The 26182-nt window shown below is 71.1% G+C and carries 23 protein-coding genes and 1 pseudogene; 17 read left to right on the top strand and 7 right to left on the bottom strand.

Going from position 1 to position 26182, the window contains the following annotated elements:
* Positions 1 to 4 precede the first annotated feature (4 nt).
* Positions 5 to 1642: a PucR family transcriptional regulator gene (locus tag AB0I94_RS26350; protein ID WP_363312125.1), complete on the bottom strand. Its 1638-nt coding sequence runs from the start codon at positions 1640 to 1642 to the stop codon at positions 5 to 7.
* A 159-nt stretch (positions 1643 to 1801) separates the two neighbouring features.
* Between AB0I94_RS26350 and AB0I94_RS26345 the strand changes: the two genes are divergently transcribed.
* Positions 1802 to 3325 (top strand): APC family permease, encoded by a 1524-nt coding sequence (locus tag AB0I94_RS26345; protein WP_363312124.1) that lies wholly within the window; start codon positions 1802 to 1804, stop codon positions 3323 to 3325.
* 9 nt (positions 3326 to 3334) lie between these two features.
* On the opposite strand, the gene AB0I94_RS26340 is transcribed toward AB0I94_RS26345, so the two are convergent.
* Positions 3335 to 5146 carry a glycoside hydrolase family 15 protein gene (locus AB0I94_RS26340; protein WP_363312123.1) on the bottom strand — a complete coding sequence of 604 codons (1812 nt, stop codon included), beginning with the start codon at positions 5144 to 5146 and terminating at the stop codon, positions 3335 to 3337.
* Positions 5147 to 5557: 411 nt separating this feature from the next.
* On the opposite strand from AB0I94_RS26340, the gene AB0I94_RS26335 reads away from it, so the two are divergent.
* The 11 genes from AB0I94_RS26335 (at position 5558) to AB0I94_RS26285 (ending at position 18378) form a co-directional block, all read left to right on the top strand.
* Entirely contained in the window at positions 5558 to 7231 is a 1674-nt protein-coding gene (locus AB0I94_RS26335; RefSeq protein WP_363312122.1) for a CTP synthase, read from the top strand.
* 86 nt (positions 7232 to 7317) lie between these two features.
* On the top strand, positions 7318 to 7944 hold the full coding sequence (locus AB0I94_RS26330; RefSeq protein ID WP_363312121.1) for an NUDIX hydrolase: 627 nt from the start codon (positions 7318 to 7320) through the stop codon (positions 7942 to 7944).
* A gap of 218 nt (positions 7945 to 8162) precedes the next feature.
* Complete coding sequence (locus tag AB0I94_RS26325; protein WP_363312148.1) at positions 8163 to 10223, top strand: tetratricopeptide repeat protein; 2061 nt, start codon at positions 8163 to 8165, stop codon at positions 10221 to 10223.
* Between the two features lie 135 nt (positions 10224 to 10358).
* Positions 10359 to 11483 carry an alanine dehydrogenase gene (gene ald / locus AB0I94_RS26320; protein WP_363312120.1) on the top strand — a complete coding sequence of 375 codons (1125 nt, stop codon included), beginning with the start codon at positions 10359 to 10361 and terminating at the stop codon, positions 11481 to 11483.
* A gap of 324 nt (positions 11484 to 11807) precedes the next feature.
* Complete coding sequence (locus tag AB0I94_RS26315; protein ID WP_363312119.1) at positions 11808 to 12983, top strand: ParA family protein; 1176 nt, start codon at positions 11808 to 11810, stop codon at positions 12981 to 12983.
* Positions 12968 to 13564 (top strand): hypothetical protein, encoded by a 597-nt coding sequence (locus AB0I94_RS26310; RefSeq protein WP_363312118.1) that lies wholly within the window; start codon positions 12968 to 12970, stop codon positions 13562 to 13564. The genes AB0I94_RS26315 and AB0I94_RS26310 overlap by 16 nt, the downstream gene beginning before the upstream one ends.
* Before the next feature lie 18 nt (positions 13565 to 13582).
* The gene (locus AB0I94_RS26305) at positions 13583 to 14563 is read left to right on the top strand and encodes a segregation/condensation protein A (protein ID WP_363312117.1); all 981 of its coding nucleotides are present in this window, start codon (positions 13583 to 13585) and stop codon (positions 14561 to 14563) included.
* Positions 14560 to 15225, top strand: a complete 666-nt coding sequence (gene scpB, locus AB0I94_RS26300) for an SMC-Scp complex subunit ScpB (RefSeq protein WP_363312116.1) — start codon at positions 14560 to 14562, stop codon at positions 15223 to 15225. The genes AB0I94_RS26305 and scpB overlap by 4 nt, the downstream gene beginning before the upstream one ends.
* Positions 15226 to 15235: 10 nt before the next feature.
* A complete protein-coding gene (locus AB0I94_RS26295; RefSeq protein ID WP_363312115.1) occupies positions 15236 to 16513 on the top strand; it encodes a pseudouridine synthase in 1278 nt (425 codons plus the stop codon).
* A 123-nt stretch (positions 16514 to 16636) separates the two neighbouring features.
* Complete coding sequence (locus AB0I94_RS26290; RefSeq protein ID WP_363312114.1) at positions 16637 to 17365, top strand: NUDIX domain-containing protein; 729 nt, start codon at positions 16637 to 16639, stop codon at positions 17363 to 17365.
* Positions 17362 to 18378 carry an ADP-ribosylglycohydrolase family protein gene (locus AB0I94_RS26285; RefSeq protein ID WP_363312113.1) on the top strand — a complete coding sequence of 339 codons (1017 nt, stop codon included), beginning with the start codon at positions 17362 to 17364 and terminating at the stop codon, positions 18376 to 18378. Before AB0I94_RS26290 ends, AB0I94_RS26285 begins: the two co-directional genes overlap by 4 nt.
* Here the strand turns inward: AB0I94_RS26285 and AB0I94_RS26280 are convergent.
* The 4 genes from AB0I94_RS26280 to AB0I94_RS26265 are packed head-to-tail and all read right to left on the bottom strand — an operon-like array spanning position 18375 to position 20880.
* Positions 18375 to 19088: a nucleotidyltransferase domain-containing protein gene (locus tag AB0I94_RS26280; RefSeq protein WP_363312112.1), complete on the bottom strand. Its 714-nt coding sequence runs from the start codon at positions 19086 to 19088 to the stop codon at positions 18375 to 18377. The genes AB0I94_RS26285 and AB0I94_RS26280 overlap by 4 nt on opposite strands.
* Before the next feature lie 22 nt (positions 19089 to 19110).
* The gene (locus tag AB0I94_RS26275) at positions 19111 to 19566 is read right to left on the bottom strand and encodes a Rieske (2Fe-2S) protein (RefSeq protein ID WP_363312111.1); all 456 of its coding nucleotides are present in this window, start codon (positions 19564 to 19566) and stop codon (positions 19111 to 19113) included.
* A complete protein-coding gene (locus tag AB0I94_RS26270; protein WP_363312110.1) occupies positions 19563 to 20156 on the bottom strand; it encodes a DUF6529 family protein in 594 nt (197 codons plus the stop codon). Before AB0I94_RS26270 ends, AB0I94_RS26275 begins: the two co-directional genes overlap by 4 nt.
* 28 nt (positions 20157 to 20184) lie before the next feature.
* Positions 20185 to 20880 carry a hypothetical protein gene (locus AB0I94_RS26265; RefSeq protein WP_363312109.1) on the bottom strand — a complete coding sequence of 232 codons (696 nt, stop codon included), beginning with the start codon at positions 20878 to 20880 and terminating at the stop codon, positions 20185 to 20187.
* A gap of 259 nt (positions 20881 to 21139) precedes the next feature.
* Between AB0I94_RS26265 and aroH the strand changes: the two genes are divergently transcribed.
* From aroH to der, 5 genes are all read left to right on the top strand, one after another.
* Positions 21140 to 21502 (top strand): chorismate mutase, encoded by a 363-nt coding sequence (aroH, locus tag AB0I94_RS26260; protein WP_363210717.1) that lies wholly within the window; start codon positions 21140 to 21142, stop codon positions 21500 to 21502.
* Positions 21499 to 22584, top strand: coding sequence for a prephenate dehydrogenase (locus tag AB0I94_RS26255; protein WP_363312108.1), 1086 nt, complete (start codon positions 21499 to 21501; stop codon positions 22582 to 22584). Before aroH ends, AB0I94_RS26255 begins: the two co-directional genes overlap by 4 nt.
* Before the next feature lie 180 nt (positions 22585 to 22764).
* Positions 22765 to 23457, top strand: a complete 693-nt coding sequence (gene cmk / locus AB0I94_RS26250; RefSeq protein ID WP_363312147.1) for a (d)CMP kinase — start codon at positions 22765 to 22767, stop codon at positions 23455 to 23457.
* Positions 23415 to 24101 (top strand): lysophospholipid acyltransferase family protein, encoded by a 687-nt coding sequence (locus AB0I94_RS26245; protein ID WP_363312107.1) that lies wholly within the window; start codon positions 23415 to 23417, stop codon positions 24099 to 24101. The genes cmk and AB0I94_RS26245 overlap by 43 nt, the downstream gene beginning before the upstream one ends.
* 70 nt (positions 24102 to 24171) lie before the next feature.
* Complete coding sequence (gene der / locus AB0I94_RS26240; RefSeq protein WP_363312106.1) at positions 24172 to 25644, top strand: ribosome biogenesis GTPase Der; 1473 nt, start codon at positions 24172 to 24174, stop codon at positions 25642 to 25644.
* 231 nt (positions 25645 to 25875) lie between these two features.
* On the opposite strand, the pseudogene AB0I94_RS26235 reads toward der, so the two are convergent.
* A pseudogene (locus AB0I94_RS26235) lies at positions 25876 to 26082 on the bottom strand (hypothetical protein); the annotation flags it as partial.
* Positions 26083 to 26182 lie beyond the last annotated feature (100 nt).

Raw genomic sequence — 26182 nt, 5'->3', positions numbered from 1 at the left:
GCGGCTACGCCACATGCCTGCGCGCCCGCAGCGCCAGGCTCAGCGCGAGCACCGTCTGCGGGTCGTCCAGGTCCGTGCCGAGGAGCTCACTGATCCGGGCCAGGCGGTTGTAGAGCGTCTGACGGTTCAGGTGCAGTTCGCGCGCCGTCTCCGCCTTGCGCCCCGCATGGGCCAAGTAGGTCTGCAGGGTCGGCAGCAGCGGTGGCTTCGCGCGCAGGTCGTGGGCCCGCAGCGGGCCGATCGCGCGGTCCACGAACGCCGCGAGCGCCGAGTCGTCGTAGTTGTGCAGCCGCCACAGCAGCAGGTCGATGTCCAGCCGCCGCGCGTCGTACCAAGGCCGGTCGACGAGGCCCTGCGCGGCCGTCGCCGTCTCCGCCGCGTGCCGAAGGCCCGCCGAAGCCGCCGCCCAGCCGCCCGCCACCCCCACCACCACGACCGGCGGCAACGCCCCGGCCCGCTGCATCCCCGCCCGCTCCACGCCCGCCCGCAGCGCTGCGGCGACCCGGTCGGCCACCGCGGTGCGTTCGGATTCCGAGCGGAGTCCCAGGAGCAGCGGGACACGCCCCTCGACCGGACGTACGCCGAGCAGCACCGGCACCCCCACCGCCGCGAGCTCCTCCGCCACCGCCCGCGCGAGCACCGCCCAGCCACCGCCGGGCGGCAGCCCGTCCGCGAGCCGCATCACGACCGGGAGCAGCGGGCTCTCGCCGGGCTTGAAGCCGAGCACCCGGGCCTGGGCGGGCGCGTCGTCGGCCAGGATCCGCCCCTCCGCCAGATCGGTCAGGAAGTCGCCCCGGCCCCGCGCGGCGAGCTCCTCCTCCTGGCGGGCCTGCATCAGGACCACCGCGAGCGAGCCCGCGGCCCGCTCCGCCGCGATCCGGTGGACCGGAAGCAGCGCGGACTCCACGGCGAGCAGCACCAGCCGGGCGCGCACCGAGCCCGACCCCGGACCGCCGCCCGGCACGTCGACGAGCAGCGCGCTCGCGGGCGGGCCGTCCTTGTGGTGCCCCCGCAGGCCCTCCCAGACCTGGAGCGGATCGGCACACTCCGTGCCCGCCCCGGCGGCGTACAGGAGCTGCCCGTCCGCCGTCTCCAGGAACACCGGATTCTTGCTGAAGTCCGCCAGGACGTTCAGGACTTGGGGTATGCCGCCCCCGCCGAGCAGCGCCTCCGTGCAGCGCCGGTGGACCTCCTCGGCCCGCTGGAGCAGCGCGTAATGGCCGTTGACGATCTCGGTGTGCACCTCTTCGGTGACCGTCACGAAGGGCACCTCCCGGTGCAGCTGCACCAGCGGGAGACCCGCCGCGCGTGCCGTCTCCACGATCGCCGCCGGGAGCCGTGCGAAGCGCGGGCCCAGCTCCACGACGAGCGCCGCGATACCGCGCTCGGCGAGCTTGCGCACGAAGACACGCTGCTCGGCGGGGCGCGCGCCGAGGCCAAGGCCCGTCGTCAGGAGCAGCTCGCCGCCCTTGAGGAGGGAGGCGATGTTCGGCACCTCGCCCGCGTGCACCCATCGCACCGTGCGCTGCAGCCGCTCGGCGCCCGCGACCACCTCGGGCAGCCCGCCGCGAAGTCCCGGAAGTTCCAGGGCACGTTGCACGGTGATGCCGCCCTGAGTGCCCTGCGTGCCCTGACTTTCCATGGGGCGGACGGTACCTGCGCTCACGTTCCTGGAACATCTCCGACCCGTTACAGGAATGATCTGATCCGCTCTTACCCCGACAACTCGTCGCCCCGGAGCGTCAATTGCGCGACCCCCTGTCGGTTGTGGCGTACGTCACGCCACGGCAGGGTGCCCGCCATGTCAGAGCACACGTCCGAGCAACCCACCAGACCCGGGGTCCACCGCCTCAAGGCGAACTCCGTCGGCCTCGTCGGCGTCGTCTTCATGGCGGTCGCCACCGCGGCGCCGATCACGGCGATGACCGGCAACCTGCCCATCGCCGTCGGCGCGGGCAACGGCACCGGAGCACCCGCGGGCTATCTCTTCGCCACGCTCGTCCTGACCGTCTTCTCGGTCGGATACGTCGCCATGGCCAAGCGGATCACCGCCGCCGGCGCCTTCTACGGTTACATCTCGCACGGCCTCGGCCGCATCGCGGGCATGGCGTCCGGGATGCTCGCCGTCCTCGCGTACGTCGTCTTCGAGGCGTCGATCGTCGGTGTCTTCGCGTACTTCGCCAAGACCACCGTCCACGATCAGCTCGGCGCGGACCTGCCGTGGATCCTCTACGCGGCCGCGATGCTCGCCGTCACCGTCGTCCTGTCGTACTTCGACATCAACCTCACCGCGAAGGCGCTCGGCGTGATGCTGATCGCCGAGATCGCGGTCCTCTTCGCCGTCGCCACCGCCGTACTGATCCACGGCGGCGGCCCCGACGGCATACCCGTCGAGCCGGTCAATCCCAAGAACGCCTTCACCGGCACCTCGGCCGGCCTCGGCCTCTTCTTCGCCTTCTGGTCCTGGGTCGGCTTCGAGTCCACCGCCATGTACGGCGAGGAGTCCCGCGAACCCAAGAAGGTCATCCCACGCGCGACACTCGTCTCGGTCGTCGGCGTCGGCCTCTTCTACATCTACGTCTCCTGGATGACCATCGCGGGCAACGGCCTCGCCGGTTCGGTCAAGGTCTCGCAGTCCAGCAGCCCGCTCGACCTGTTCTTCGACCCCGCCCACGCCTTCATCGGAGCCTGGGCGGTCGACACCTTCCAGTGGCTCCTGATCACCGGCTCGTTCGCCTGCGGCATGGCCTTCCACCAGTGCGCGTCGCGCTATCTGTACGCCATCGGGCGCGAGGGATTCCTGCACCGCGGCCTTGGCCGCACACACCCCCGGCACGGCTCCCCGTACATCGCCTCCTACGTCCAGTCCGCGATCGCCGTCGCGCTGGTCGCGGCCTTCTGGCTCACCGGCCAGGACCCGTACATCCACCTGTACACGCTGCTCGCGATCCTCGGCACCATGGCGATCCTCATCGTGCAGACCCTCTGCTCGTTCGCCGTCATCGGCTACTTCCGCAAGAACCACCCCGAGGACCGGCACTGGTTTACGACTCTGGTCGCCCCGCTGCTCGGCGGCATCGGAATGATCGCCGTCGTCGTCCTGCTCGTGATCAACATGGACACCGCGGCGGGCACGGCGGCGGACTCGCTCTTCTTCAAGGCCATCCCGTGGATCGTCGGGCTCGTCTTCTTCGGAGGTCTCGCCCTCGGCCTGTATCTGCGGGCCAGACAGCCCGCCCGCTACGAGATCATCGGCCGGATCGTCCTGGAGGACGCGGCCGAACGCACGGACGGCGACGGGGAACCCGTCGCCGTCCGGACCTGAAGGACCTCGCTAGCCGCCGTACGCCCCGCTGGCCGTAAGCCGCAGTGCCGTGTCGATCAGCGGCACGTGGCTGAACGCCTGCGGGAAGTTGCCGACCTGGCGCTGCAGCCGCGGATCCCACTCCTCGGCGAGCAGCCCCAGGTCGTTGCGGAGCGCGAGCAGCTTCTCGAAGAGCTTGCGGGCCTCGTCCACCCGGCCGATCATCGCCAGGTCGTCCGCCATCCAGAACGAGCAGGCCAGGAAGGCACCCTCGTCGCCCTCAAGGCCGTCCACGCCCGCGTCGTCGCCGGTGGTGGGGTAGCGCAGGATGAAGCCGTCCGACGTCGAGAGCTCCCGCTGGATCGCCTCGATCGTGCCGATCACGCGCTTGTCGTCGGGCGGCAGGAAGCCCATCTGCGGGATGAGCAGCAGCGAGGCGTCCAGCTCCTTCGAGCCGTACGACTGCGTGAACGTGTTCCGCTCCTTGTCGTAGCCCTTCTCGCAGACGTCCCGGTGGATGTCGTCACGCAGGTCGCGCCACTTCTCCAGGGGGCCGTCCGCGTCGCCGGACTCGATGAGCTTGATCGTGCGGTCCACGGCGACCCAGACCATCACCTTGGAGTGCACGAAGTGGCGGCGCGGGCCGCGAACCTCCCAGATGCCCTCGTCCGGCTGGTCCCAGTGCGTCTCCAGATACCGGATCAGCTTGAGCTGGAGCAGCGAGGCGTAGTCGCTGCGGGCCAGGCCCGTCATGTGCGCCAGGTGCAGGGCCTCGGTGACCTCGCCGTACACATCGAGCTGAAGCTGGTGCGCGGCGCCGTTCCCGGCCCGGACCGGTGTCGAGCCCTCGTACCCCGGCAGCCAGTCGAGCTCGGCCTCGCCGAGCTCGCGCTCGCCCGCGATGCCGTACATGATCTGCAGGTTCTCCGGGTCGCCCGCCACCGCGCGCAGCAGCCACTCGCGCCAGGCGCGGGCCTCCTCGCGATACCCGGTGCGCAGGAGCGAGGAGAGCGTGATGGCGGCGTCGCGCAGCCAGGTGTAGCGGTAGTCCCAGTTGCGGGAGCCTCCGATGTCCTCCGGCAGCGACGTCGTGGGCGCCGCGACGATGCCGCCCGTGGGGGCGTACGTCAGGGCCTTCAGAGTGATCAGCGAGCGGACCACGGCCTCGCGGTACGGGCCGTGGTAGGTGCAGTGGTCCACCCACTCCCGCCAGAAGTCCTGCGTGGCCTCCAGGGCGTTCTCGGGCTCGGCGGGCGGGGGCGGCTCCTTGTGCGAGGGCTGCCACGAGATGGTGAAGGCGACCCGGTCACCGGGCGAGACCGTGAAGTCCGAGTACGTCGTCAGGTCCTTGCCGAAGGTCTCGGCCGACGTGTCGAGCCACACGGAGTCGGGCCCCGCGACGGCCACCGTGCGCTCGTCGACCTTGTGCACCCAGGGCACCACACGGCCGTAACTGAAACGCATCCGCAGGGCGGAGCGCATCGGCACCCGGCCGCTGACGCCCTCGACGATCCGCACCAGCTGCGGGGCGTCCGTGTCGCGCGGCGGCATGAAATCGGTCACGCGGACCGTGCCGCGTGGGGTGTCCCACTCGGATTCCAGGATCAGCGAGTCGCCGCGGTAGGTGCGCCGCGCGGCGGTCGGCGGTTGCGCGTCGGGGCTGTGAGCGGGCCCGAGACGCCAGAATCCGTGCTCCTCCGTGCCGAGCAATCCGGCGAAGATGGCGTGAGAGTCGAAGCGGGGCAGGCACAGCCAGTCGACTGTGCCGTCCCGGCAGACCAGGGCAGCGGTCTGCATGTCTCCGATGAGTGCGTAATCCTCGATGCGCCCGGCCACGTGCATCTCCAGTCAAACGGCCACGTCGCCCTCGAGGGGCGCTCGCTCTACGGTCAAGGGTTCGCTGTGAAACGAACTGCTCGAGCCTCTTGTTTCATGAACGGTAGTGGGGGGTGATTGCCGTTAGTCGGTCCGGCTCGGCAGCAAGTGTCCGAGCAGGATACGACGCACCTCGGTGATCTGCGCGCCGCTCATGGCAACCAGCCTGCGCCGAACGGGTGAGCGCCAGGTGAGGGAGGTGTGACGTGGGCGCCCGAGCGTGGCCGGAAGCAGCCTCGCTCGGTCGCTGATACCCTGGTAGCCCGTGAGCCGGTGGTCATAGAACCCCCGAACCGCAGCGACGGCACCTCCTCCACATCCTGGGACGAGGCCGGTACGCACCCTTCAGACCGCGACCACGGGAGCCCCCTCTTGGCCATGCAGACTCGATCCTCGGCGTCATCGACGACCAAGCACATCTTCGTCACCGGGGGTGTCGCCTCTTCCCTCGGCAAGGGTCTGACTGCCTCGAGCCTGGGCGCGCTCCTCAAGGCGCGCGGCCTGCGTGTCACCATGCAGAAGCTCGACCCGTACCTCAACGTCGACCCCGGCACGATGAACCCCTTCCAGCACGGTGAGGTGTTCGTCACGAACGACGGCGCCGAGACGGACCTGGACATCGGTCACTACGAGCGCTTCCTGGACGTCGACCTCGACGGCACGGCCAACGTCACCACCGGCCAGGTCTACTCGCAGGTCATCGCCAAGGAGCGGCGCGGGGAGTACCTCGGCGACACGGTGCAGGTCATCCCGCACATCACGAACGAGATCAAGCACCGCATCCGCCGCATGGCCACCGATGACGTCGATGTCGTCATCACGGAGGTCGGCGGCACGGTGGGCGACATCGAGTCCCTGCCGTTCCTGGAGACCGTCCGCCAGGTCCGTCACGAGGTCGGCCGCGACAACGTCTTCGTCGTGCACATCTCGCTGCTGCCCTACATCGGCCCCTCCGGCGAGCTGAAGACCAAGCCGACCCAGCACTCGGTCGCGGCTCTGCGCAACATCGGTATTCAGCCGGACGCCATCGTGCTGCGCGCCGACCGCGACGTACCGACCGCCATCAAGCGCAAGATCTCGCTGATGTGCGACGTCGACGAGGACGCGGTGGTCGCCGCCATCGACGCCAAGTCGATCTACGACATTCCGAAGGTCCTGCACACCGAGGGCCTCGACGCCTACGTGGTCCGCAAGCTGGACCTCCCGTTCCGCGACGTGAACTGGACCCAGTGGGAGGACCTCCTGGACCGGGTGCACAACCCGGACCACGAGGTCACGATCGCGCTGGTCGGCAAGTACATCGACCTGCCCGACGCCTACCTCTCGGTGACCGAGGCGCTGCGCGCCGGCGGCTTCGCCAACCGCGCCCGCGTCAAGGTCAAGTGGGTCACCTCCGACGACTGCAAGACCGCGGCGGGCGCCGCCAAGCAGCTCGGCGACGTCGACGCGATCTGCATCCCCGGCGGCTTCGGCGACCGCGGCGTGACCGGCAAGGTCGGCGCCATCACCTTCGCCCGTGAGAACAAGATCCCGCTGCTCGGCCTCTGCCTGGGCCTGCAGTGCATCGTGATCGAGGCCGCCCGCAACCTCGCGGACATCCCCGACGCCAACTCCACGGAGTTCGACGCGGCGACCGCCCACCCGGTCATCTCGACCATGGCGGAGCAGCTGGACATCGTCGCGGGCGAGGGCGACATGGGCGGCACGATGCGACTGGGCATGTACCCGGCGAAGCTCGCCGAGGGCTCCATCGTGCGTGAGGTGTACGACGGCAAGGAGTACGTCGAGGAGCGCCACCGTCACCGCTACGAGGTGAACAACTCCTACCGCGCCGAGCTGGAGAAGAAGGCCGGCATCCTCTTCTCCGGCACCTCCCCGGACGGCAAGCTCGTCGAGTACGTCGAGTACCCCCGCGAGGTCCACCCCTACCTGGTCGCCACCCAGGCGCACCCGGAGCTGCGTTCGCGCCCGACCCGTCCGCACCCGCTCTTCGCGGGCCTGGTGAAGGCGGCGGTCTCCCGACAGGAAGAAGCGCGCCAGACGGGCAAGTAACACAAGAGCGATACGGTTGCCGGGGTACGAGCCTTATGGGGCGCGTGCCCCGGTTTCTGTTTGCACGTGTGGGAGGACAGGGCGACATGACGATCAAGGACACCGCCGAAGAGTGGCAGGTTACGGCCACGAAGACGCCCTTCGTGGGGAACAAGACCTCCGTGCGCACCGACGACGTGGTCATGCCCGACGGGACCGTCGTCACCCGTGACTACCAGGTGCACCCCGGCTCGGTCGCCGTACTCGCCCTGGATGACGAGGGCCGCGTCCTGGTCCTGAGCCAGTACCGCCACCCCGTCCGCCACAAGCTCTGGGAGATTCCGGCGGGACTGCTCGACATCCCCGGCGAGAACCCCCTGCACGCCGCCCAGCGCGAGCTCTACGAAGAGGCGCACGTCAAGGCCGAGGACTGGCGTGTCTTGACCGACGTCTACACCACACCCGGCGGTTGTGACGAGGCCGTGCGCATCTTCCTGGCCCGCGATCTGTCCGAGGCCGAGGGCGAGCGCTTCGAGGTCTCGGAGGAGGAGGCCGACATGGAGCTGGCGCGCGTACCGCTCGAAGAGCTCGTACGCGGTGTGCTCGCCGGTGAGCTGCACAACAACTGCCTCGTCGTGGGCGCTCTCTCGCTGACGGCCGTGCTGAGCGGCGACGGCGTCGACGCGCTGCGCCCGGCCGAAGCGCCCTGGCCCGCGCGCCCCTTCGAGGCCTGAGAAGCACCGCTGGGGGCCATCGGAGCTCTCCGGTGTGACGATCTGCTGATCCGATCGGGGGACTTGTGCGCGCTGCTCGCCGGGGGAGACGGCAGGGCCTGAACTAGGCTCTGGAAGCGTCCCGACCGGAGTCCCGGCGGGTTCGCGCGCAGGCGGACGGAGCATGGCCCGTGACGGATCAGGCGGTCGACACGGACGGTTCGGCGGCGGGCGGCGCGGTGCCGCGGCCCGCTCCGGCCCAGTCTTCCGAAGACAGTCGATTCGTCGGCCGACGCAGGGAGTTGAAAGAGCTCCGCGCCGACATCGACCGCACGGGGCTCGACACCATCGCCGGTCGCAAGGCGCCCCGGGCGCGCGTGCTCCTCATCGCGGGCCGCCCCGGCTCGGGCCGCACCGCGCTCGCCGAGGAACTCGCGCGGCAGGTCGCCGACGACTACCCCGACGGGGTGCTCCGCGCCCACCTCACCGAACCCGACGGCACGCGCGTGCCCACGGAACGCGCCGCCCGGGAACTCCTGGACGCCCTCGGCGTGCCCGCACCCCCGGGCGCCGACGAGGACGAGCTCTCCGAAGTGCTCCGCGAAGCCCTGACCGGACGCAGGGCCCTGCTGCTCCTCGACGGTGCCGCGGACGCCGAACAGGTCGACCCGCTGCTCCCGGACACGCCCGAGTGCCTGGTCGTCGCCGTGTCCCAGGGCCCGCTCACCGGGATTCCGGACGTGCGGCCGTGCACGCTGGGCGGCCTGGACACCGCCGCGGGGGTCGAACTGCTCTCCCGCGCGGCGGGCCCGGTACGCATCACCGTCGACCCGCGGTCGGCGGAGAGCCTGGTCGAGGCCTGCGCCGCGCACCCCGCCGCGCTCGTCCTGGCCGGCGGCTGGCTCTCCGGGCGGCCCAAGGCGGCCGTCGCCGACCTGGCCAAGCAGGTGCACGACCGGCCCGAGGACGAGTCCGCGTCCGGCGCCCTCGCCCGCATCTTCCAGCTCTCGTACACCTCGCTGCCGGGGGCTGCCGCGCGGATACTGCGCTACCTCTCCCTCGCCCCGGCCGGCCACATCGACCCGCACACCGCGTCCGCGCTCGCGGGCTGCTCCGTCTCCGCCGCCCGCACGACCCTGGACGACTTCGTGAAGCTCGGCCTGGTCAGGGCCGTGGATTCGCCCCTCCCGCAGTACGAGCTGCCGGCCTGCCTGGTGCCGCTGCTCCGCGCACGCACCGAGAGCCAGGACCGACCCGCCGAGGTGCAGCTCGCCCGGGCCAGGATGCTGGAGCGGACCGTGCGCCTCCTCCAGTCCTGCCGGGCGGTCACGGAACCGGACGGCTCAGGGGCCCGCAAGAAGCTCGCCGGGCTGCCGCGCGCCCTGCGGTTCCCCAACCCCGCCGCCGCCTCGGAGTGGCTGCGCATCCGGCAGCCCGCCCTGCTGGCCGCGGCCCGCCTGGCGGTCGCCGACGGGGAGCTCGACACCCTCGCGCGGCGACTGATGGCGGCTCTGACGCGGGCCCTGGTCGCCCATCGGGGCACGGAGGACGCGGCTCCCGAGCTGTACGGCATCCACCGGCTCGTCCTCGATGTCGCCGAGCGCCGGAATCTGCCCCGCGAGAAGGCGGCGGCCCTGCTGAACCTCGCGGATCTGGACGCGCGGACGGGACGTACGCAAGACGCACTGGTGCGCTATCGGCTGGCTCTGGACGCCGGACGGGAGGCAAATGATCCGTACGCGATCGGCCGCGCGATGGAATCCGTAGGCGGCGCCCATCAGGAGCTGGGGGACTGGTCGCGGGCCTCGGACTGGTTCGGGCGCGCACTCGCCCATCGCCTCGCGCGCGACGAGCGCACCGACGCCGCCCGCCTCTACGGCCGCATCGCCGCGGCGCACACGTACGCGGGTCGCTACGGCGAGGCGCTGCGCAACTGGAGCTCGGCCGTCACCGGGCACCGCAAGACCGGTGATGTGGCGGGCCAGGCAAGGGCGTTGAGCGAGCTGGCGCGGGTGCAGGAGTACGCGGGGCGGCCCGAGGAGTCGCTGCGCACCTGCCAGGAAGCCGTCGAGTGGGCGCGGCGCGCCGGTGACCTGCGGCTCCAGGCCGCGCTGCAGCTCAGGCTCGCCGACACCCTGGACCGGCTCGGCGACCCGGCGGCCGCGCGGCTGCACCGGGCCGCCGCCGATCGCATGCTGGGCACGGCGACCACAGGGAGCGAAGAGGCCGCAGGGTTTGCATCGAAAGCTGGAGCCGCGCCCTCCGCCTACGAAATCCGTAGCACTTCTGCGGAAGATTGATGCATTGAAAGGCTAGACAGCGAGAAGTCCTTCATTAGACTGGCTCCGCCACGTACTTCTGTGGTGTCTCCGATGCGCCCTCTTGTGTATCGGTATGTAGTTCATCGCCCGAAAGATCCCTGAGCCAAGAGGACCGTGATCGACGTGAAGGTCGGCATCCCCCGCGAAGTCAAGAACAACGAGTTCCGGGTGGCCATCACCCCCGCCGGTGTGCACGAGCTGGTGCGCCATGGCCACCAGGTCGTCATCGAGCGGAACGCCGGTGTCGGCTCCTCGATCACGGACGAGGAGTACGTCTCCGCGGGCGCCCGGATCCTGGACACCGCGGACGAGGTCTGGGCCACCGCCGACCTCCTCCTGAAGGTCAAGGAGCCCGTCGCCGAGGAGTACCACCGCCTGCGCAAGGACCAGACCCTCTTCACCTACCTGCACCTGGCCGCGTCCAAGGAGTGCACGGACGCGCTCCTGGAGTCCGGCACCACCGCCATCGCGTACGAGACCGTCGAGACCGCGAACCGCGCGCTCCCGCTGCTCGCCCCGATGTCCGAGGTCGCGGGCCGCCTGGCCCCGCAGGTCGGCGCCTACCACCTGATGGCCGCACAGGGGGGCCGCGGTGTCCTGCCCGGCGGCGTCCCGGGTGTCGCGGCCGGCAAGGCCGTCGTCATCGGTGGCGGCGTCTCCGGCTGGAACGCCATGCAGATCGCCATCGGCATGGGCTTCCACGTGACCCTGCTCGACAGGGACATCAACAAGCTCAAGGAGGCGGACAAGATCTTCGGCACGAAGATCCAGACCGTCGTCTCCAACGCCTTCGAGCTGGAGAAGGCCTGCCTCGACGCCGACCTCGTCATCGGCGCCGTGCTCATCCCGGGCGCCAAGGCCCCGAAGCTCGTCACCAACGAGCTCGTGTCGCGCATGAAGCCCGGAAGTGTCCTTGTCGACATCGCGATCGACCAGGGCGGCTGCTTCGAGGACTCGCACCCGACGACGCACGCCGAGCCGACCTTCCCGATCCACAACTCGGTGTTCTACTGCGTCGCCAACATGCCCGGCGCGGTGCCCAACACCTCGACGTACGCGCTGACCAACGCGACGCTGCCGTACATCGTCGAGCTGGCGAACCGCGGCTGGGTCGAGGCGCTGCGCCGTGACCACGCGCTCGCCCTGGGCCTCAACACCCATGACGGCAAGGTCGTTTACAAGGAGGTCGCCGAGTCGCACGGTCTCCAGCACGTCGAGCTGGAGACGCTCCTCGGCTGAACCTGACCGCTTTCGTCAACGAAAGTCGTCAATCTCACGCCCACGGCCGGACCTTGAGAGGGGTCCGGCCGTATGCGTATGTCCGTGGACATGGTCAACTCGCCTTGAACGTAACCCTTTAACCGATTCGCACACCCCGGAAATGTGCCAATGGCACCCCGTGCGCCCTTGACATGGGGGCGTTCGATTGCCGACACATCGGGCCGGGTCCGGCGGATTGTGTTGCTGCGGACCGGTGACACGCCATAGAGTCGCCAATCGTCGGCATGGTGCCACGCTGACCTATCGAGAAATTTCCTGGTCACCAAGGAGGTAAGACGACTTGTGAATGAGTCGACATTTGCTCCCGGGGGTGGTCAACCAGGAACCTCTGAGCGGGGCCAAGGACCCGTGGGGCTCGAGGCTGTCGGCTCCGTCGCTGTCCGCACCTTCGCAGCCCGACAGAAACCGCAGCCGACACCGTCTGCACCCCAGAGCATGGATGGCCATCACGTGAACGCCATGGCCGGCGACCGGAGTGGCGAGAACACCACCCACACCCAACTCGCCGACTACGAGGAACTGCCCCAAGGGCACTTCTACGACCCTGACGCCGAGTACGAACCCGATCCCGAGTACGCGGCCACGCTGGCCCCGGACGCGGCCCGTCAGCGCCGTGAGCGCATCGGTCCCACGGGACGCACGCTGCCGTACTTCCCGATCCCGGGTCCGCTGACCGATCACGGTCCCGCGAAGATCATCGCGATGTGCAACCAGAAGGGCGGCGTGGGCAAGACGACGTCGACCATCAACCTGGGTGCCGCGCTCGCGGAGTACGGACGCCGGGTCCTGCTGGTCGACTTCGACCCGCAGGGCGCCCTCTCCGTGGGCCTCGGGGTGAACCCGATGGAGCTGGACCTGACGGTCTACAACCTGCTCATGGAGCGGGGCATGTCGGCCGACGAGGTGCTGCTGAAGACGGCGGTCCCGAACATGGACCTGCTGCCGAGCAACATCGACCTGTCCGCCGCCGAGGTGCAGTTGGTGAGCGAGGTCGCGCGCGAGTCCACGCTGCAGCGGGCCTTGAAGCCGCTGATGCAGGACTACGACTACATCGTGATCGACTGTCAGCCCTCGCTCGGTCTGCTCACCGTGAACGCCCTGACGGCGGCTCACAAGGTGATCGTGCCGCTCGAGTGCGAGTTCTTCGCGCTGCGCGGTGTGGCCCTGCTGACGGAGACCATCGAGAAGGTCCAGGAGCGGCTCAACCCCGACCTGGAGCTCGACGGCATCCTGGCCACCATGTACGACTCCCGCACGGTGCACAGCCGTGAGGTGCTCGCGCGGGTGGTCGAGGCCTTCGACGATCACGTCTACCACACGGTGATCGGACGCACGGTCCGCTTCCCGGAGACCACGGTCGCCGGTGAGCCGATCACGACGTACGCATCGAACTCGGTCGGCGCGGCCGCTTATCGCCAGCTCGCCAGGGAGGTGCTCGCCCGGTGTCACGCCGAGTGAGTCTGCCGGGGGCCGACGAACTGTTCCGCACGACCGGGGGTATGGCGCTGCAGTCGTCGTCCCCGCGACGCCAGGCGAACGGCGAGGCACGGGTCCCCGCGCCCGCCGGCGAGAGCGACGACACCGCTGCCGGTGACGCACAGGGCGGCGCCACGGCGGGAGACGGCGGTGACGCCGAACACGGCGCCGCCGACGCGGAGTCGGGTGAGTCCCGCAGCCGTTCGGCCACCGCCGATGCCGAGAAGGACGGACGCCGCGCCGCACAGGGCCAGGAAGGCGCCGCCGCACAGAGTGGCGGCGGCCGGTCCGCGAACTCCGCCTCCACGGCGCAGGCACGGCGGCGGGCACGGGCCGCCAACCGGCGGCCGAGCGGGCGCGAGCGGCACGACGAGAAGATCACCGTGTATGTGTCCGCCGAAGAGCTGATGGATCTGGAGCACGCGCGTCTCGTGCTCCGGGGCGAGCACGGGCTCGCGGTCGACCGCGGGCGCATCGTCCGCGAGGCGGTGGCGGTCGTGCTCGCGGATCTTGAGTCCCGCGGGGACGCGAGCATTCTCGTACGACGGCTGCGTGGGCGGTAGCGGTAGCGTTCCCGCCTGATGGCCACGACTGACGACTCCGCACCGCCTGCCCCTCGCCGCGCCCTGGGGCGGGGCCCCGGGGCGGCTCCGGCGGAGCCCGAGCCGGAGCCTCGGTCGGTCGTGGAGCCGGAGCCGGACGTGTCCTCCGCCGAGCCCGACGCGTCCCCCGCCGAGCCCGACGACGGCAGGTTCAAGGTCCGGCTCGCCAACTTCGAGGGCCCCTTCGATCTGCTGCTGCAGCTCATCTCGAAGCACAAGATGGACGTCACCGAAGTCGCGCTCTCCACGGTGACCGACGAGTTCATGGCGCACATCCGGGCCATGGGGCCGGACTGGGACCTCGATCAGACCACCGAGTTCCTCGTGGTCGCCGCCACCCTGCTCGACCTCAAGGCGGCCCGCCTTCTGCCCTCCGCGGAGGTCGAGGACGAGGCGGATCTCGCGCTGCTCGAAGCGCGGGACCTGCTCTTCGCGCGGCTCCTGCAGTACCGCGCGTACAAGCGGATCGCGGACATCTTCAGCGAGCGGCTCGAAGAGGAGGCGCGGCGCTACCCGCGGACCGTCGGTCTGGAGGCCCACCACGCGGAGCTGCTGCCCGAGGTCGTCATCAGCATCGGCGCCGCAGGATTCGCCGCGCTCGCCGTGAAGGCGATGCAGCCCCGGGCGAAGCCCCAGGTGTACGTCGACCACATCCATGCCCCGCTGGTCTCCGTGCAGGAGCAGGCCGGGGTGGTCGTGGCCCGGCTCCGGGAGCGGGGCGAGCTCAGCTTCCAGGTGCTCGTGGAGGACGCGGAGGACACCCTCACCGTCGTCGCCCGCTTCCTCGCGCTCCTGGAGCTGTACCGCGAGAAGGCCGTGGAGCTTGACCAGGAGGCCGCCCTCGGCGAGCTGATGGTGCGGTGGACCGGCGGGGACGGCGACGGGGAGCCGACGGTGACCGACGAATTCGACCGCGCACCCGAGCTGACGGGTGAGACGAGTGAGGAGACGGCCCCATGAGCCCCACGAGCCCGGAGAGCCCCGCCGGAGACCTGGCGGGCGCCGTCGCCGATCTGGAGCTGCGGCCGGCCCTGGAGGCGGTCCTCATGGTCGTCGACGAACCCGCCACCGAGGAGCACCTCGCCAAGATCCTCGACCGGCCCCGGCGGCAGGTCGCCGACGCGCTGCGGGAGCTGGCCGACGAGTACACCGTGCAGAAGCGCGGCTTCGAGCTGCGGCTGGTGGCGGGCGGCTGGCGGTTCTACACGCGGCCCGAGTACTCCGCTGCCGTCGAGCGCTTCGTCCTCGACGGGCAGCAGGCACGCCTCACCCAGGCGGCCCTGGAGACCCTCGCGGTCGTCGCGTACCGCCAGCCGGTGAGCCGTTCCCGGGTCTCCGCGGTGCGCGGAGTGAACTGTGACGGCGTGATGCGGACGCTCCTCCAGCGGGGTCTGGTGGGGGAGGCGGGCGCGGAACCCGAAACAGGTGCGATCCTGTACAGGACGACGAACTACTTTCTGGAGCGGATGGGCCTGCGTGGCCTGGACGAGCTCCCGGAGCTCGCGCCCTTCCTCCCCGAGGCGGAGGCGATCGAGGCCGAGACGCTGGAGGGCGTTCCGTCGTTCGACCCGGACGCGCCCGACGCGCCGGGTTACGAGTACACCGAGGGCAAAGACGACTAACGGAAATTTGATGCGAAGCAGCAACGGCAAGAACAGCAGCGGAAACAACGGCGGGAGCCGTGGTGGCAACAGCGGCAGCCGTGGCAGCAGCGGTGGGCGCGGAAGCGGCGGCGGACGCCCGAGCGGCGGTGGGCGCCCGAGCAGTGGTGGACGCCCGAGCGGCGGTGGACGCCCGAGCGGTGGCGGTCGCCCGAGCGGTGGCGGTCGTGACAGTGGTGGCGGCCGCGATTACCGGGGGTCCGGCAACAGCCCCGACCGGCAGGGACGCGGCGCCGGTGGCGCGCGCGACGACCAGGCCGCGCCGAAGCGCGAGAGCAACCCGCGCCCCGAGGAGCGCCGCTACGACGTAGGCGGCGACGCCTCCCGTAAGGGCCGCGGCGCGGCGGCGCGCGGTGGCGCCAAGGGCGGCCCCAGGGCGCCTCAGAGCTCGGACAGGGGTACCCGGCGCGGCGCGGGAGCTCCCGCGACGTCCCGTGAGTACGACGCGCGGCAGGAAGAGCGCAACCGCGAGCGGTACGCGGGCAAGCCCAAGGTCAGCCCGCCCAAGACGTTCCCCGGCGCCGAGCAGGAGGGTGAGCGGCTGCAGAAGGTCCTCGCCCGCGCGGGCTACGGCTCGCGCCGTGCCTGCGAGGAGCTGGTCGAGCAGTCCCGTGTCGAGGTCAACGGCGAGATCGTGGTCGAGCAGGGCATGCGGGTCCAGCCGGAGCGGGACGAGATCAAGGTCGACGGCCTGACGGTCGCCACCCAGTCGTACCAGTTCTTCGCGCTGAACAAGCCCGCCGGTGTCGTCTCCACCATGGAGGACACCGAGGGGCGCCAGTGCCTGGGCGACTACGTGACCAACCGCGAGACGCGGCTGTTCCACGTGGGCCGTCTCGACACGGAGACCGAGGGCGTCATCCTGCTCACCAACCACGGTGAGCTCGCGCACCGCCTCACGCACCCGAAGTACGGCGTGAAGAAGGTCTACCTCGCGCACATCGTCGGCCCGATCCCGCGTGACCTGGGCAAGCAGCTCAAGGACGGCATCCAGCTCGAGGACGGGTACGCCCGCGCGGACCACTTCCGCGTCGTCGAGCAGACCGGCAAGAACTACCTGGTCGAGGTGACGCTGCACGAGGGCCGCAAGCACATCGTGCGCCGCATGCTCGCGGAGGCCGGCTACCCGGTCGACAAGCTGGTGCGGACGTCCTTCGGGCCGATCGCGCTCGGTGACCAGAAGTCGGGCTGGCTGCGCAGGCTGTCCAACACCGAGGTCGGCATGCTGATGCAGGAAGTCGACCTGTAGGCGAGCCCGAGTTCGGCGAAGGCGGCCGGTCCCTGCGGATGCAGGGGCCGGCCGCCTTTTTGTGCGTTGCGGAGTTCACCCCCTCCCTTTATAGTCGTGATGACCATAAAGGGAGGGGGAGTCATGCAGGGCTACGACAAGTACGCCTTCGAGCCGTTCGCCGTCACCGTCGACCTCGCCGTCTTCACCGTCCGCGCGGGCCGCCTGCACGTGCTGCTCGTCGAGCGCGGTCAGGAGCCGTACGCCGGACACTGGGCGCTGCCCGGCGGATTCGTGCTGCCGGACGAGTCCGCCGAGACCGCGGCGGGACGCGAGCTCGCCGAGGAGACCGGCCTCGCCGACGGTCCCGGACTGCACCTGGAACAACTGCGCACCTACAGCGAACCGGACCGCGACCCGCGGATGCGCGTCGTCTCGGTCGCCTTCGCGGCCCTGATGCCCGATCCGCCCGCGGTGCGCGCGGGCAGCGACGCGGCCCGCGCGGAGTGGCTGCCGCACGGCACGCAGGGGCCGCTCGCCTTCGATCACGACCGGATCCTCGCCGACGCCCACGACCGCGTCCGCGCCAAGTTCGAGTACACCGGCCTCGCCACCGCCTTCTGCCCGCCCGAGTTCACGCTCGGCGAGCTTCGGCAGGTCTACGAGACGGTGTGGGGCGCCGAGCTCGACCCGGCCAACTTCCGGCGCAAGGTGCTCGGCACGTCCGGCTTCGTCGAGGCGGTCCCCGGCGCCGCGCGCCTGACCGGCGGCCGGGGCAAACCGGCGGCCCTGTACCGCGCGGGTCCGGCCACCTCCCTGCACCCGCCGCTCCTGCGCCCCTCGACCGCTGACTCGGAAGGAAACCCCTCATGAAGCGTGCCGCCACCGGATCCCTCATAGGCCTCGCCCTGGGGGACGCGCTCGGCTTCCCCACCGAGTTCAACGACGTGCCGTCGATCCTCGCCAAATGCGGGCCCTGGCGGGAGATGGAGCTGCCCAGGCCGGCGATCGTCACGGACGACACGCAGATGACCCTGGCGCTCGGCCGCGGCCTGCGTACCGCCATGGACCGAGGACTGCTCGGGCCGAAGCGGATGGAGCGGCCGGTGCGCGAGGAGTTCGTGGAGTGGTACCAGTCGCCGGAGAACAACCGCGCGCCCGGCAACACCTGCCTCAAGGCCTGTTACCTCCTGAAGACCGGCAAGCCGTGGGAGGAGGCGAGCCAGACGCACTCCAAGGGCTGCGGCGCCAACATGCGCGTCGCGCCGATCGGGCTCGCCCCCGGCCTGAGCGACGAACAGCGGGCGGGCGCGGCCCAGCTGCAGTCCGCGCTCACCCACGGCCACCCGACGGCGCTCGCGGCGTCCGACCTCACCGCGCACGCCGTACGGCTGCTCGCGCAGGGCGCCGAGCCGACGGGGCTCGTCGGGCTGCTGCGCTCGTACGCGTACGAGAACCGGGAGACCTACCACGGTCGCTGGCTCGGCGAGCTGTGGTCGCGGGGCGACGACCCGACGCCGGGGATGTTCATCGCCCGCGGCTGGGACGAGTGCCTCGCCGTCCTCGAACGCCTGGAGGCCGCACTCAGGGACGCCAACCCGGAGACGGACCCCTGCCTGGCCACAGGTGAGGGCTGGATCGCCGAGGAGGCGCTCGCCACGGGGCTGCTGTGCTTCCTGCAGTTCGTGGACGAACCCCTCACCGCCCTGCGCAGGGCCGCCTGCACGTCCGGTGACTCCGACTCGATCGCCTGCCTGGCCGGTGCCTTCGCAGGCGCCCACCTGGGCGCGGACGCCTGGCCCGCCGAGTGGGCCGAGCGGATCGAGTACCGGGGGGAGCTGCTGGAGCTCGGGGCGCTGTGGGACGGCGGGAGCGCGAACGCCTAGGCCGCTGCCGCCGCCGACGCCCGCCGCGCGCGGAACAGGAAGTCCGCCACCCGCTGCCGGTCCGGCTCGGCGGGGAGCGGGCTGCGGGTGGCCGCGGCCTCCGTCTCCTCCGCGAGGCGCTCCATCCAGGACTCGATCTCCGGCCAGGCCACTTCGCCGCGCTTGACCGCGAGCAGTGGCTCGCGCTGGTCGCCGACGTCGATCGTCAGGCCGCCGGTGCGCAGGAGGTCGCGGCAGCTCGTCAGGAGGCGCAGGAGGTGCATGGCGTGCTTCCAGCGGGGCGCGCCGTGCAGGCGTACGTCCGCCTCCAGCTTCTTGTGCTGGCCCAGCGCGTAGCGGGCGAACGTGTCGTGGGCCTGGCGGGAGAGGAACGCGTCGCGCAGGGCCAGGAGCTCACGTCCGGTGTCCGTGACGTGTTCCACGAGGGGGGAGTGCAGGCACTCCAGGACGTTCGGGTTGGCGCGCAGGGCCAGCTCGCAGAAGCGTTCCAGCTCCCAGCTGAACTGCTCGTCCGCCGGTCCTTCCACGTGCGTGGGCGGCTTCTCGAAGCGCCAGAAGAGCGGCGTGGGGGCCAGGAAGACACCCCTGCGGTCGGTGTCGCTGTCGTCCGTTGCCAGGCCGAAGGCGCGCGAGCCCATCACGCAGGCGTAGACGGTGTGGTCGCGTACGAGGTCCAGGGCTGGGTCCTTGGGGTCCTTGGGGCGGTGCATGCGGGGAGCGTACGGGTACCGGCTAGCCGAGGGTGATCGAATTTCCGGTGACCGTGATGTTCCGCGCAGGGAGCGGGCGCGGCGCCGGGCCGTCCGCGACCGAGGCGTCCGCCACGCGGTACTTGCTGCCGTGACAGGCGCAGTTGATCGTGCCGTCCGTGACCTCGCCGACGAGGCAGCCCGAGTGCGTGCAGACCGCGGAGAAGGCCTTGAAGTCGCCGTCCTCGGGCTGGGTCACCACGATCTTCTTGTCCTTGATGACCTTGCCGCCGCCGACCGGGACGTCCGAGGTCTTCGCCAACTCCTCGGCCTGGGGCGGCGGTTCGTCCTTCCCGCCCGATTTCGACGGTGGCTGCGACTGCGACTTCGGCGGCTCCGGCTGAGCGCCCTCGTCCCCGTACTTGCTGCATCCGGCGGTCAGCGCGACCACTCCGCCGGCGGCCAGGACGGTGCGGCGTGACGGCGGTACGTCGCTCATGTCGTCACCCCGAACGTACGGAAGAACCACAGGGCCGACGTCCACCAGACCACCGTGAGGACCACGAAGACCAGGCCGCCGACCACCGGAAGCAGCCAGCCGGGCAGCTTCTCCGAGCGGAGCAGCAGCATCTTGGCGCTGAACGCGCCGAAGAAGAAGCAGCCGAGCAGCGAGTGCCACATCACCCGGGGCGAGTACGTCTGGTAGCCGAGGGCGTAGAGGCAGTGGACCGCCACGGGGACCGACACCAGGAACGCGATCCGGCCCGACCAGCGGTGCAGCACCGACGACCAGGACGGCCCCGGAAGACGCCCGTACACCATGAGCGCCGAGACGACCTGGACCAGCGCGAAGGCGAACGCCGTGCTGCCCAGCCAGGCCTTGACCGCGCTCGTGCTGCTGAACCCGGCGAGGTTGAAGGCCGTGCCCTCGGGGTCGTGCGCCTTGCCGTACACCCCGAGGCCGACCGCGACCACCCCGGCGACCAGGGCGGGGACGAGATAGCGGGCGGCGCTCGGGCGGCGGTGGTCGCCCGCGGCGGGGGGCGGGGTGAAGCCGCCCTGCGTGGCGGCGTTCGGATCGACGCTCATGGCGGCTCCTGGTCGGGGCGGAGCGGGGTCAGGGCACGACGGGGCGGGCGGTGAGGTCGCCGCCGTCGAACGGGACGGTGCCGGTCTCCGGGGCGAGGCGCGGGGCCTTACGCGCCTTGCCGTCCTCCTTGAGGATCCCGACCTGCCGCCCGTCGGGCAGGACGATCCAGCCGCCGTCGATCTCGGCGCCGCGCACCTCGGTGGTCGCGCGGTACAGGCCGGACGGCTTCTTCGCCCTGGCGGCGGTGAAGTCCCGTGACCGCCCGTCGATCTCGACCTTGCCGCGGACCGCGTTGTCGGCGAGCGTGCCTTCCAGCTTCGCGCCGTTCTTGCCGGTGAGGCGCATGGAGCCGTCGTCCTCGACCTTGCCCTTCAGCCAGGACTCCGCGTCGCGGCCGTTGCAGTAGTACGCGATGGCCTTGTCGTCACGGACCGAGACGGAGACCGCGGCGGCGTCGTCGGCCGTGCGGCCCGCGTACTCGGACTTCCCGGGCGGCCTCTTCGACGGGCTCTTCGAGGGGCTCTTCGACGGGCTTTCGGCGGGTGTGGCGGACGGGGCGTCCTCGGTGGGCTTCGCGGACGTGGGGGCGGGCGACGCGGCGCCGCCGGGTGAGTCCCCTCCGTACGACGAATCGCCCGTCCCGGTCGTCGCGTTGAGCGACAGCATGAACAGGGCGAGGAGAAGCCCCCCGAGAAGCGTGTAGAGCGGACCGGAGCGCTTCATGCTGGCCTCCCCCGAGGCGTGGCCTTGACGGCCCCTCCATGCAAGCGGACCCGTGCCCCGGCGTCCATAGTTGAACGGCCACCAATCGGGCCAAAGGGCGACAGGGAGCGATCGGAGTGACATCGGCATGGTTCAGCAGCCGGACTCCTGGGGCACGCGGCGGCAGTCTCGGCAGGCGGGCGCCGCGCACTCGGGCCCGGGGCGCTGACTACCCTTGGTCCGCACAGCAGTCGTAGACACGCGAGCGAGGAGCAGCACAGTGGCGGTACGAGCGGTCCGGGGCGCCGTCCAACTGGAGCGGGACGCGGCCGACCACATGGACGAGCAGGTCAGCGAGCTGCTCACCGCCATCCTCGAACGGAACGCGCTGACCCAGGAGGACCTGATCAGCATCTGGTTCACCGCGACGCCCGATCTGCACAGCGACTTCCCCGCGGCGGCCGCGCGCAAGCTCGGCATCGTGGACGTCCCGCTGATCTGCGCGCAGGAGCTGCAGATCGACGGCGCCATGCCGCGGGTCGTCCGCGTCCTCGCGCACATCGAGTCCCCCAAGCCCCGCGCCGAGATCACACACGTCTACCTCGGCGCCGCGGCCACCCTGCGCAAGGACATCGCCCAGTGAGAACCGCCCTCGTCATCGGAACCGGCCTGATCGGCACCTCCGCCGCCCTGGCCCTCGCATCGCGTGGTGTGACCGTGCACCTCGCCGACCACGACCCCGGGCAGGCCCGCACGGCGGCCGCGCTCGGCGCCGGCACCGACGAAGCGCCCGAGGGGCGGGTCGACCTGTGCATCGTCGCCGTGCCGCCCGCGCACGTCGCCACGACGCTGGCCGACGTCATGCGACGCGACGTGGCCCGCGGCTACCTCGACGTGGCGAGCGTCAAGGGCGGCCCGCGCCGGGAGCTGGAAGCGCTCGGCATCGACCTCGCCCCGTACATCGGCACGCACCCCATGTCGGGGCGCGAGCGCAGCGGCCCGCTCGCCGGCACCGCCGACCTCTTCGAAGGGCGGCCCTGGGTCCTGACACCCACCCGCGACACCGACACCGAGGTCCTCAACCTCGCCCTTGAGCTCGTCGCCCTCTGCCGTGCCGTGCCCGTCGTCATGGACGCCGACGCGCACGACCGCGCGGTCGCGCTCGTCTCGCACATGCCGCACCTGGTCTCCAGCATGGTCGCCGCGCGCCTGGAGAACGCCGAGGAGACGGCGGTGCGCCTGTGCGGACAGGGCATCCGCGACGTCACGCGCATCGCCGCCTCGGACCCGCGGATGTGGATCGACATCCTGTCGGCCAACCCCGGCCCCGTCGCCGACCTGCTGTCCGCCGTCGCCACCGATCTCGGCGAGACGGTGACCGCGCTGCGCGCCCTGCAGTCGGCCGACGACGCGAAGCGGCGCGAGGGCGCCGCCGGGGTCGAGAGCGTGCTGCGGCGCGGGAACGCCGGTCAGGTCCGGGTGCCCGGCAAGCACGGGGCGGCTCCGACCGCGTACGAGGTCGTGGCGGTGCTCATCAACGACCAGCCGGGCCAGCTGGCCCGGATCTTCGCCGACGCCGAGCGGGCCGGGGTGAACATCGAGGACGTCCGCATCGAGCACGCGGCGGGCCAGCAGGCGGGACACGTGCAGCTGCTGGTGGAGCCGAAGGCGGTCCCGGTGCTCGCGGCGGCGCTACGGGAGCGGGGCTGGGCGATCCGGCAGTAGGCACCGCGGGGTACTCGGGTGGGACGGGCGGAAAGGATCCGCCGCGAAGCGGGCGGGACAGGGGCACCCCACCGGGCAGTAAGAGACAGCCGTGGGAGCCAGTAACCTTATCCAGGGCAAGGATTGCCGCCCCGCCCGAGCCCCGTGCACACAGAAAGGTGTCCGCACCCCGTGGAAACCGTGGAAACCGCCGGTCCGGCGCCCGCAGCAGTGATCGTCGCCATCGACGGTCCCTCCGGCACGGGCAAGTCGAGCACCTCGAAGGCCGTCGCCGCCCAGCTCGGCCTCAGCTATCTGGACACCGGTGCCCAGTACCGCGCGATCACGTGGTGGATGGTGCACAACGGCATCGAGCTGACGGACCCGACCGCCATCGCCGCGGTCGCGGGCAAGCCCGAGATCATCTCCGGCACCGACCCGCTCGCCCCGACCATCACCGTCGACGGCATAGACGTCGCGGGGCCGATCCGCACCACCGACGTCACCTCCAAGGTCAGCGCGGTCAGCGCCGTCCCCGAGGTGCGCGCCCGCATCACGGAGCTGCAGCGTTCCATCGCCGCGTCCGCGGAGAAGGGCATGGTCGTCGAGGGACGCGACATCGGCACGACCGTCCTGCCCGACGCCGACCTGAAGATCTTCCTCACCGCCTCGCCCGAGGCCCGCGCGGCCCGCCGCAGCGGCGAGCTCAAGGGCGCCGACGTCGCCACCACGCGTGAGGCGCTCATCAAGCGGGACACCGCCGACTCCAGCCGCAAGACGTCCCCGCTGGCCAAGGCCGGCGACGCCGTCGAGGTGGACACCACCGAGCTCACACTGCAGCAGGTCATCGAGTGCGTCGTCACCCTTGTCGAGGAGAAGCGGGCGGCGAAGTGACAGCGGCGCCGTCGGAACGGGGTGCGGAGGTCGGCCGCCGCATCGGCGTCGGCCTCATGTACGGCCTGTGGAAGCCCCGTGTCCTCGGCGCCTGGAAGGTCCCCACGGTCGGCCCGGTGATCCTGGCCGTGAACCACTCCCACAACGTCGACGGCCCCATGGTGATGGGAACGTCACCCAGGCCGACGCACTTCCTCATCAAGAAGGAAGCCTTCATCGGCCCCCTGGACCGCTTCCTGCGCGGCATCGGGCAGGTGAAGGTGGACCGCGAGATCGCCGACCGCACGGCGATCACCCGCGCCCTCGGCGTGCTGGACCACGGCGGCGTCCTCGGGATCTTCCCCGAGGGCACCCGGGGCGAGGGCGACTTCGCCTCGCTGCGGGCCGGCCTCGCGTACTTCGCCGTACGGAGCGGGGCACCGATCGTCCCGGTCGCCGTTCTGGGAAGCACGGAGAAGCGCGGACGGTTGTTGAAGGGGCTGCCCCCGCTGCGCAGCAGGGTCGACGTCGTCTTCGGCGACCCCTTCGAAGCGGGCGACGACAGCGGACGACGTACGCGCAAGGCGCTGGACGAGGCGACCGTGCGCATCCAGGAGCGGCTCACCGCCCACCTGGCCGACGCCAGGCGCCTGACCGGGCGCTGAGCGAGACTTTCAGTAGTGGGCTCCTTCGAGGCGGTCCACCGATCACGAATACGACAGAGGTACGGACTTCATGAACGACCAGATCCAGCCCGAAGGCTCGGCTGAACACGAGCACGGGGCGCTTGGCGACGCCGAGTACGCGGAGTTCATGGAGCTCGCCGCGGAGGAAGGCTTCGACCCCGAGGACGTCGAGGGCGCGATCGGCGAGGCGGGCCACGGCCCGCTGCCCGCCCTCGCCGTCATCGGACGCCCGAATGTCGGCAAGTCGACCCTCGTCAACCGCATCATCGGCCGCCGCGAAGCCGTCGTCGAGGACCGCCCCGGCGTGACACGCGACCGCGTGACGTACGAGGCCGAGTGGGCGGGCCGCCGCTTCAAGCTCGTCGACACCGGCGGCTGGGAGCAGGACGTCCTCGGCATCGACGCGTCCGTGGCCGCCCAGGCCGAGTACGCGATCGAGGCCGCCGACGCGGTCGTCTTCGTCGTGGACGCCACCGTCGGCGCCACCGACACGGACGAAGCCGTCGTGCGCCTCCTGCGCAAGTCCGGCAAGCCCGTCGTCCTGTGCGCCAACAAGGTCGACGGCCAGTCCGGCGAGGCCGACGCCACCGCCCTGTGGGCCCTCGGCCTCGGCGAGCCGCACCCCGTCTCCGCGCTGCACGGCCGCGGCACCGGCGACATGCTGGACGCCGTCCTGGACGCCCTGCCCGACGCACCCGCCCAGACCTTCGGCACCGGCATCGGCGGCCCGCGGCGCATCGCGCTCATCGGCCGCCCGAACGTCGGCAAGTCGTCACTGCTCAACAAGGTGGCGAACGAGAACCGCGTGGTCGTCAACGAGATCGCGGGCACCACCCGTGACCCGGTCGACGAGCTCATCGAACTCGGCGGCGTGGTCTGGAAGTTCGTGGACACCGCGGGCATCCGCAAGCGCGTCCACCTCCAGCAGGGCGCCGACTACTACGCCTCCCTGCGCACGGCGGCCGCCGTCGAGAAGGCGGAGGTCGCGGTCATCCTGATCGACGCGAGCGAGCCGATCAGCGTCCAGGACCAGCGCATCGTCACGATGGCCGTCGAGGCGGGCCGCGCCATCGTCGTCGCGTACAACAAGTGGGACACCCTCGACGAGGAGCGCCGCTACTACCTGGAGCGGGAGATCGAGTCCGAGCTCCTCCAGGTCGCGTGGGCCCCGCGGGTCAACGTCTCCGCCGAGACCGGCCGCCACATGGAGAAGCTCGTCCCGGCCATCGAGGCGGCCCTCGCGGGCTGGGAGACACGCGTCCCGACAGGTCGGCTCAACGCCTTCCTCGGCGAGCTCGTCGCCTCCCACCCGCACCCGGTCCGCGGCGGCAAGCAGCCCCGCATCCTCTTCGGCACGCAGGCGGGCACGAAGCCGCCGCGGTTCGTGCTGTTCTCCTCCGGCTTCATCGAGCACGGTTACCGCCGCTTCGTGGAGCGCAGGCTTCGTGAGGAGTTCGGCTTCGAGGGCACGCCGATCCACATCTCGGTGCGCGTGCGCGAGAAGCGCGGCCGCAAGAAGTAGGCACGGATGGACCAATGGGCCGGGCCCCGACTTCTCCATGCAGTCGGGGCCCGGCCCATGTGAAGGTGGCGCGGTGGCGTCTCAGATTCCCCGCCGTGGCCCGGGTGGCAGCGCCGCGGGGAACTGCTGATGCACCGTGCCGTGCTGCTCGTGGACGTAGCGGGAGACGTGCAGATGGCTGAACGTGGTGCTCCGGGACTCGTGCCGGTCACCGGCACGGTGCGTGCCGTACGGCGTGCTGCCGAACGACGTGAAGCCCAGATCCTCCTCGCCGCTCCGGTCTCCCGGGAGGGCCTTGAACGACCTGCGGTACTCCGAGTAGAGCGCGTCGTAGATCGGTGTGGCCGAGTGGTCGCCCCGCGTGTCCTGCGCCGAGCGCATGGACGGGATGGGGGTCTGGTATGCGGGCCGGGGGCGGGAGGGGTCGTATGCGTGCACGTATGTGCCAACGACCTCGTGCTCGTACGGATGCGGGGGCCGCGCCGCTTTCACGGGACGCCGGGGGCATGACCGGCGCTTGCCGGGACTCGGGTCGTCG

The sequence above is a fragment of the Streptomyces sp. NPDC050147 genome (genome assembly GCF_040660195.1).
GTDB lineage: Bacteria > Actinomycetota > Actinomycetes > Streptomycetales > Streptomycetaceae > Streptomyces.
Note: the sequence above shows the minus strand (reverse complement) of the source record. Positions and strands in the feature narration are given on the sequence as shown.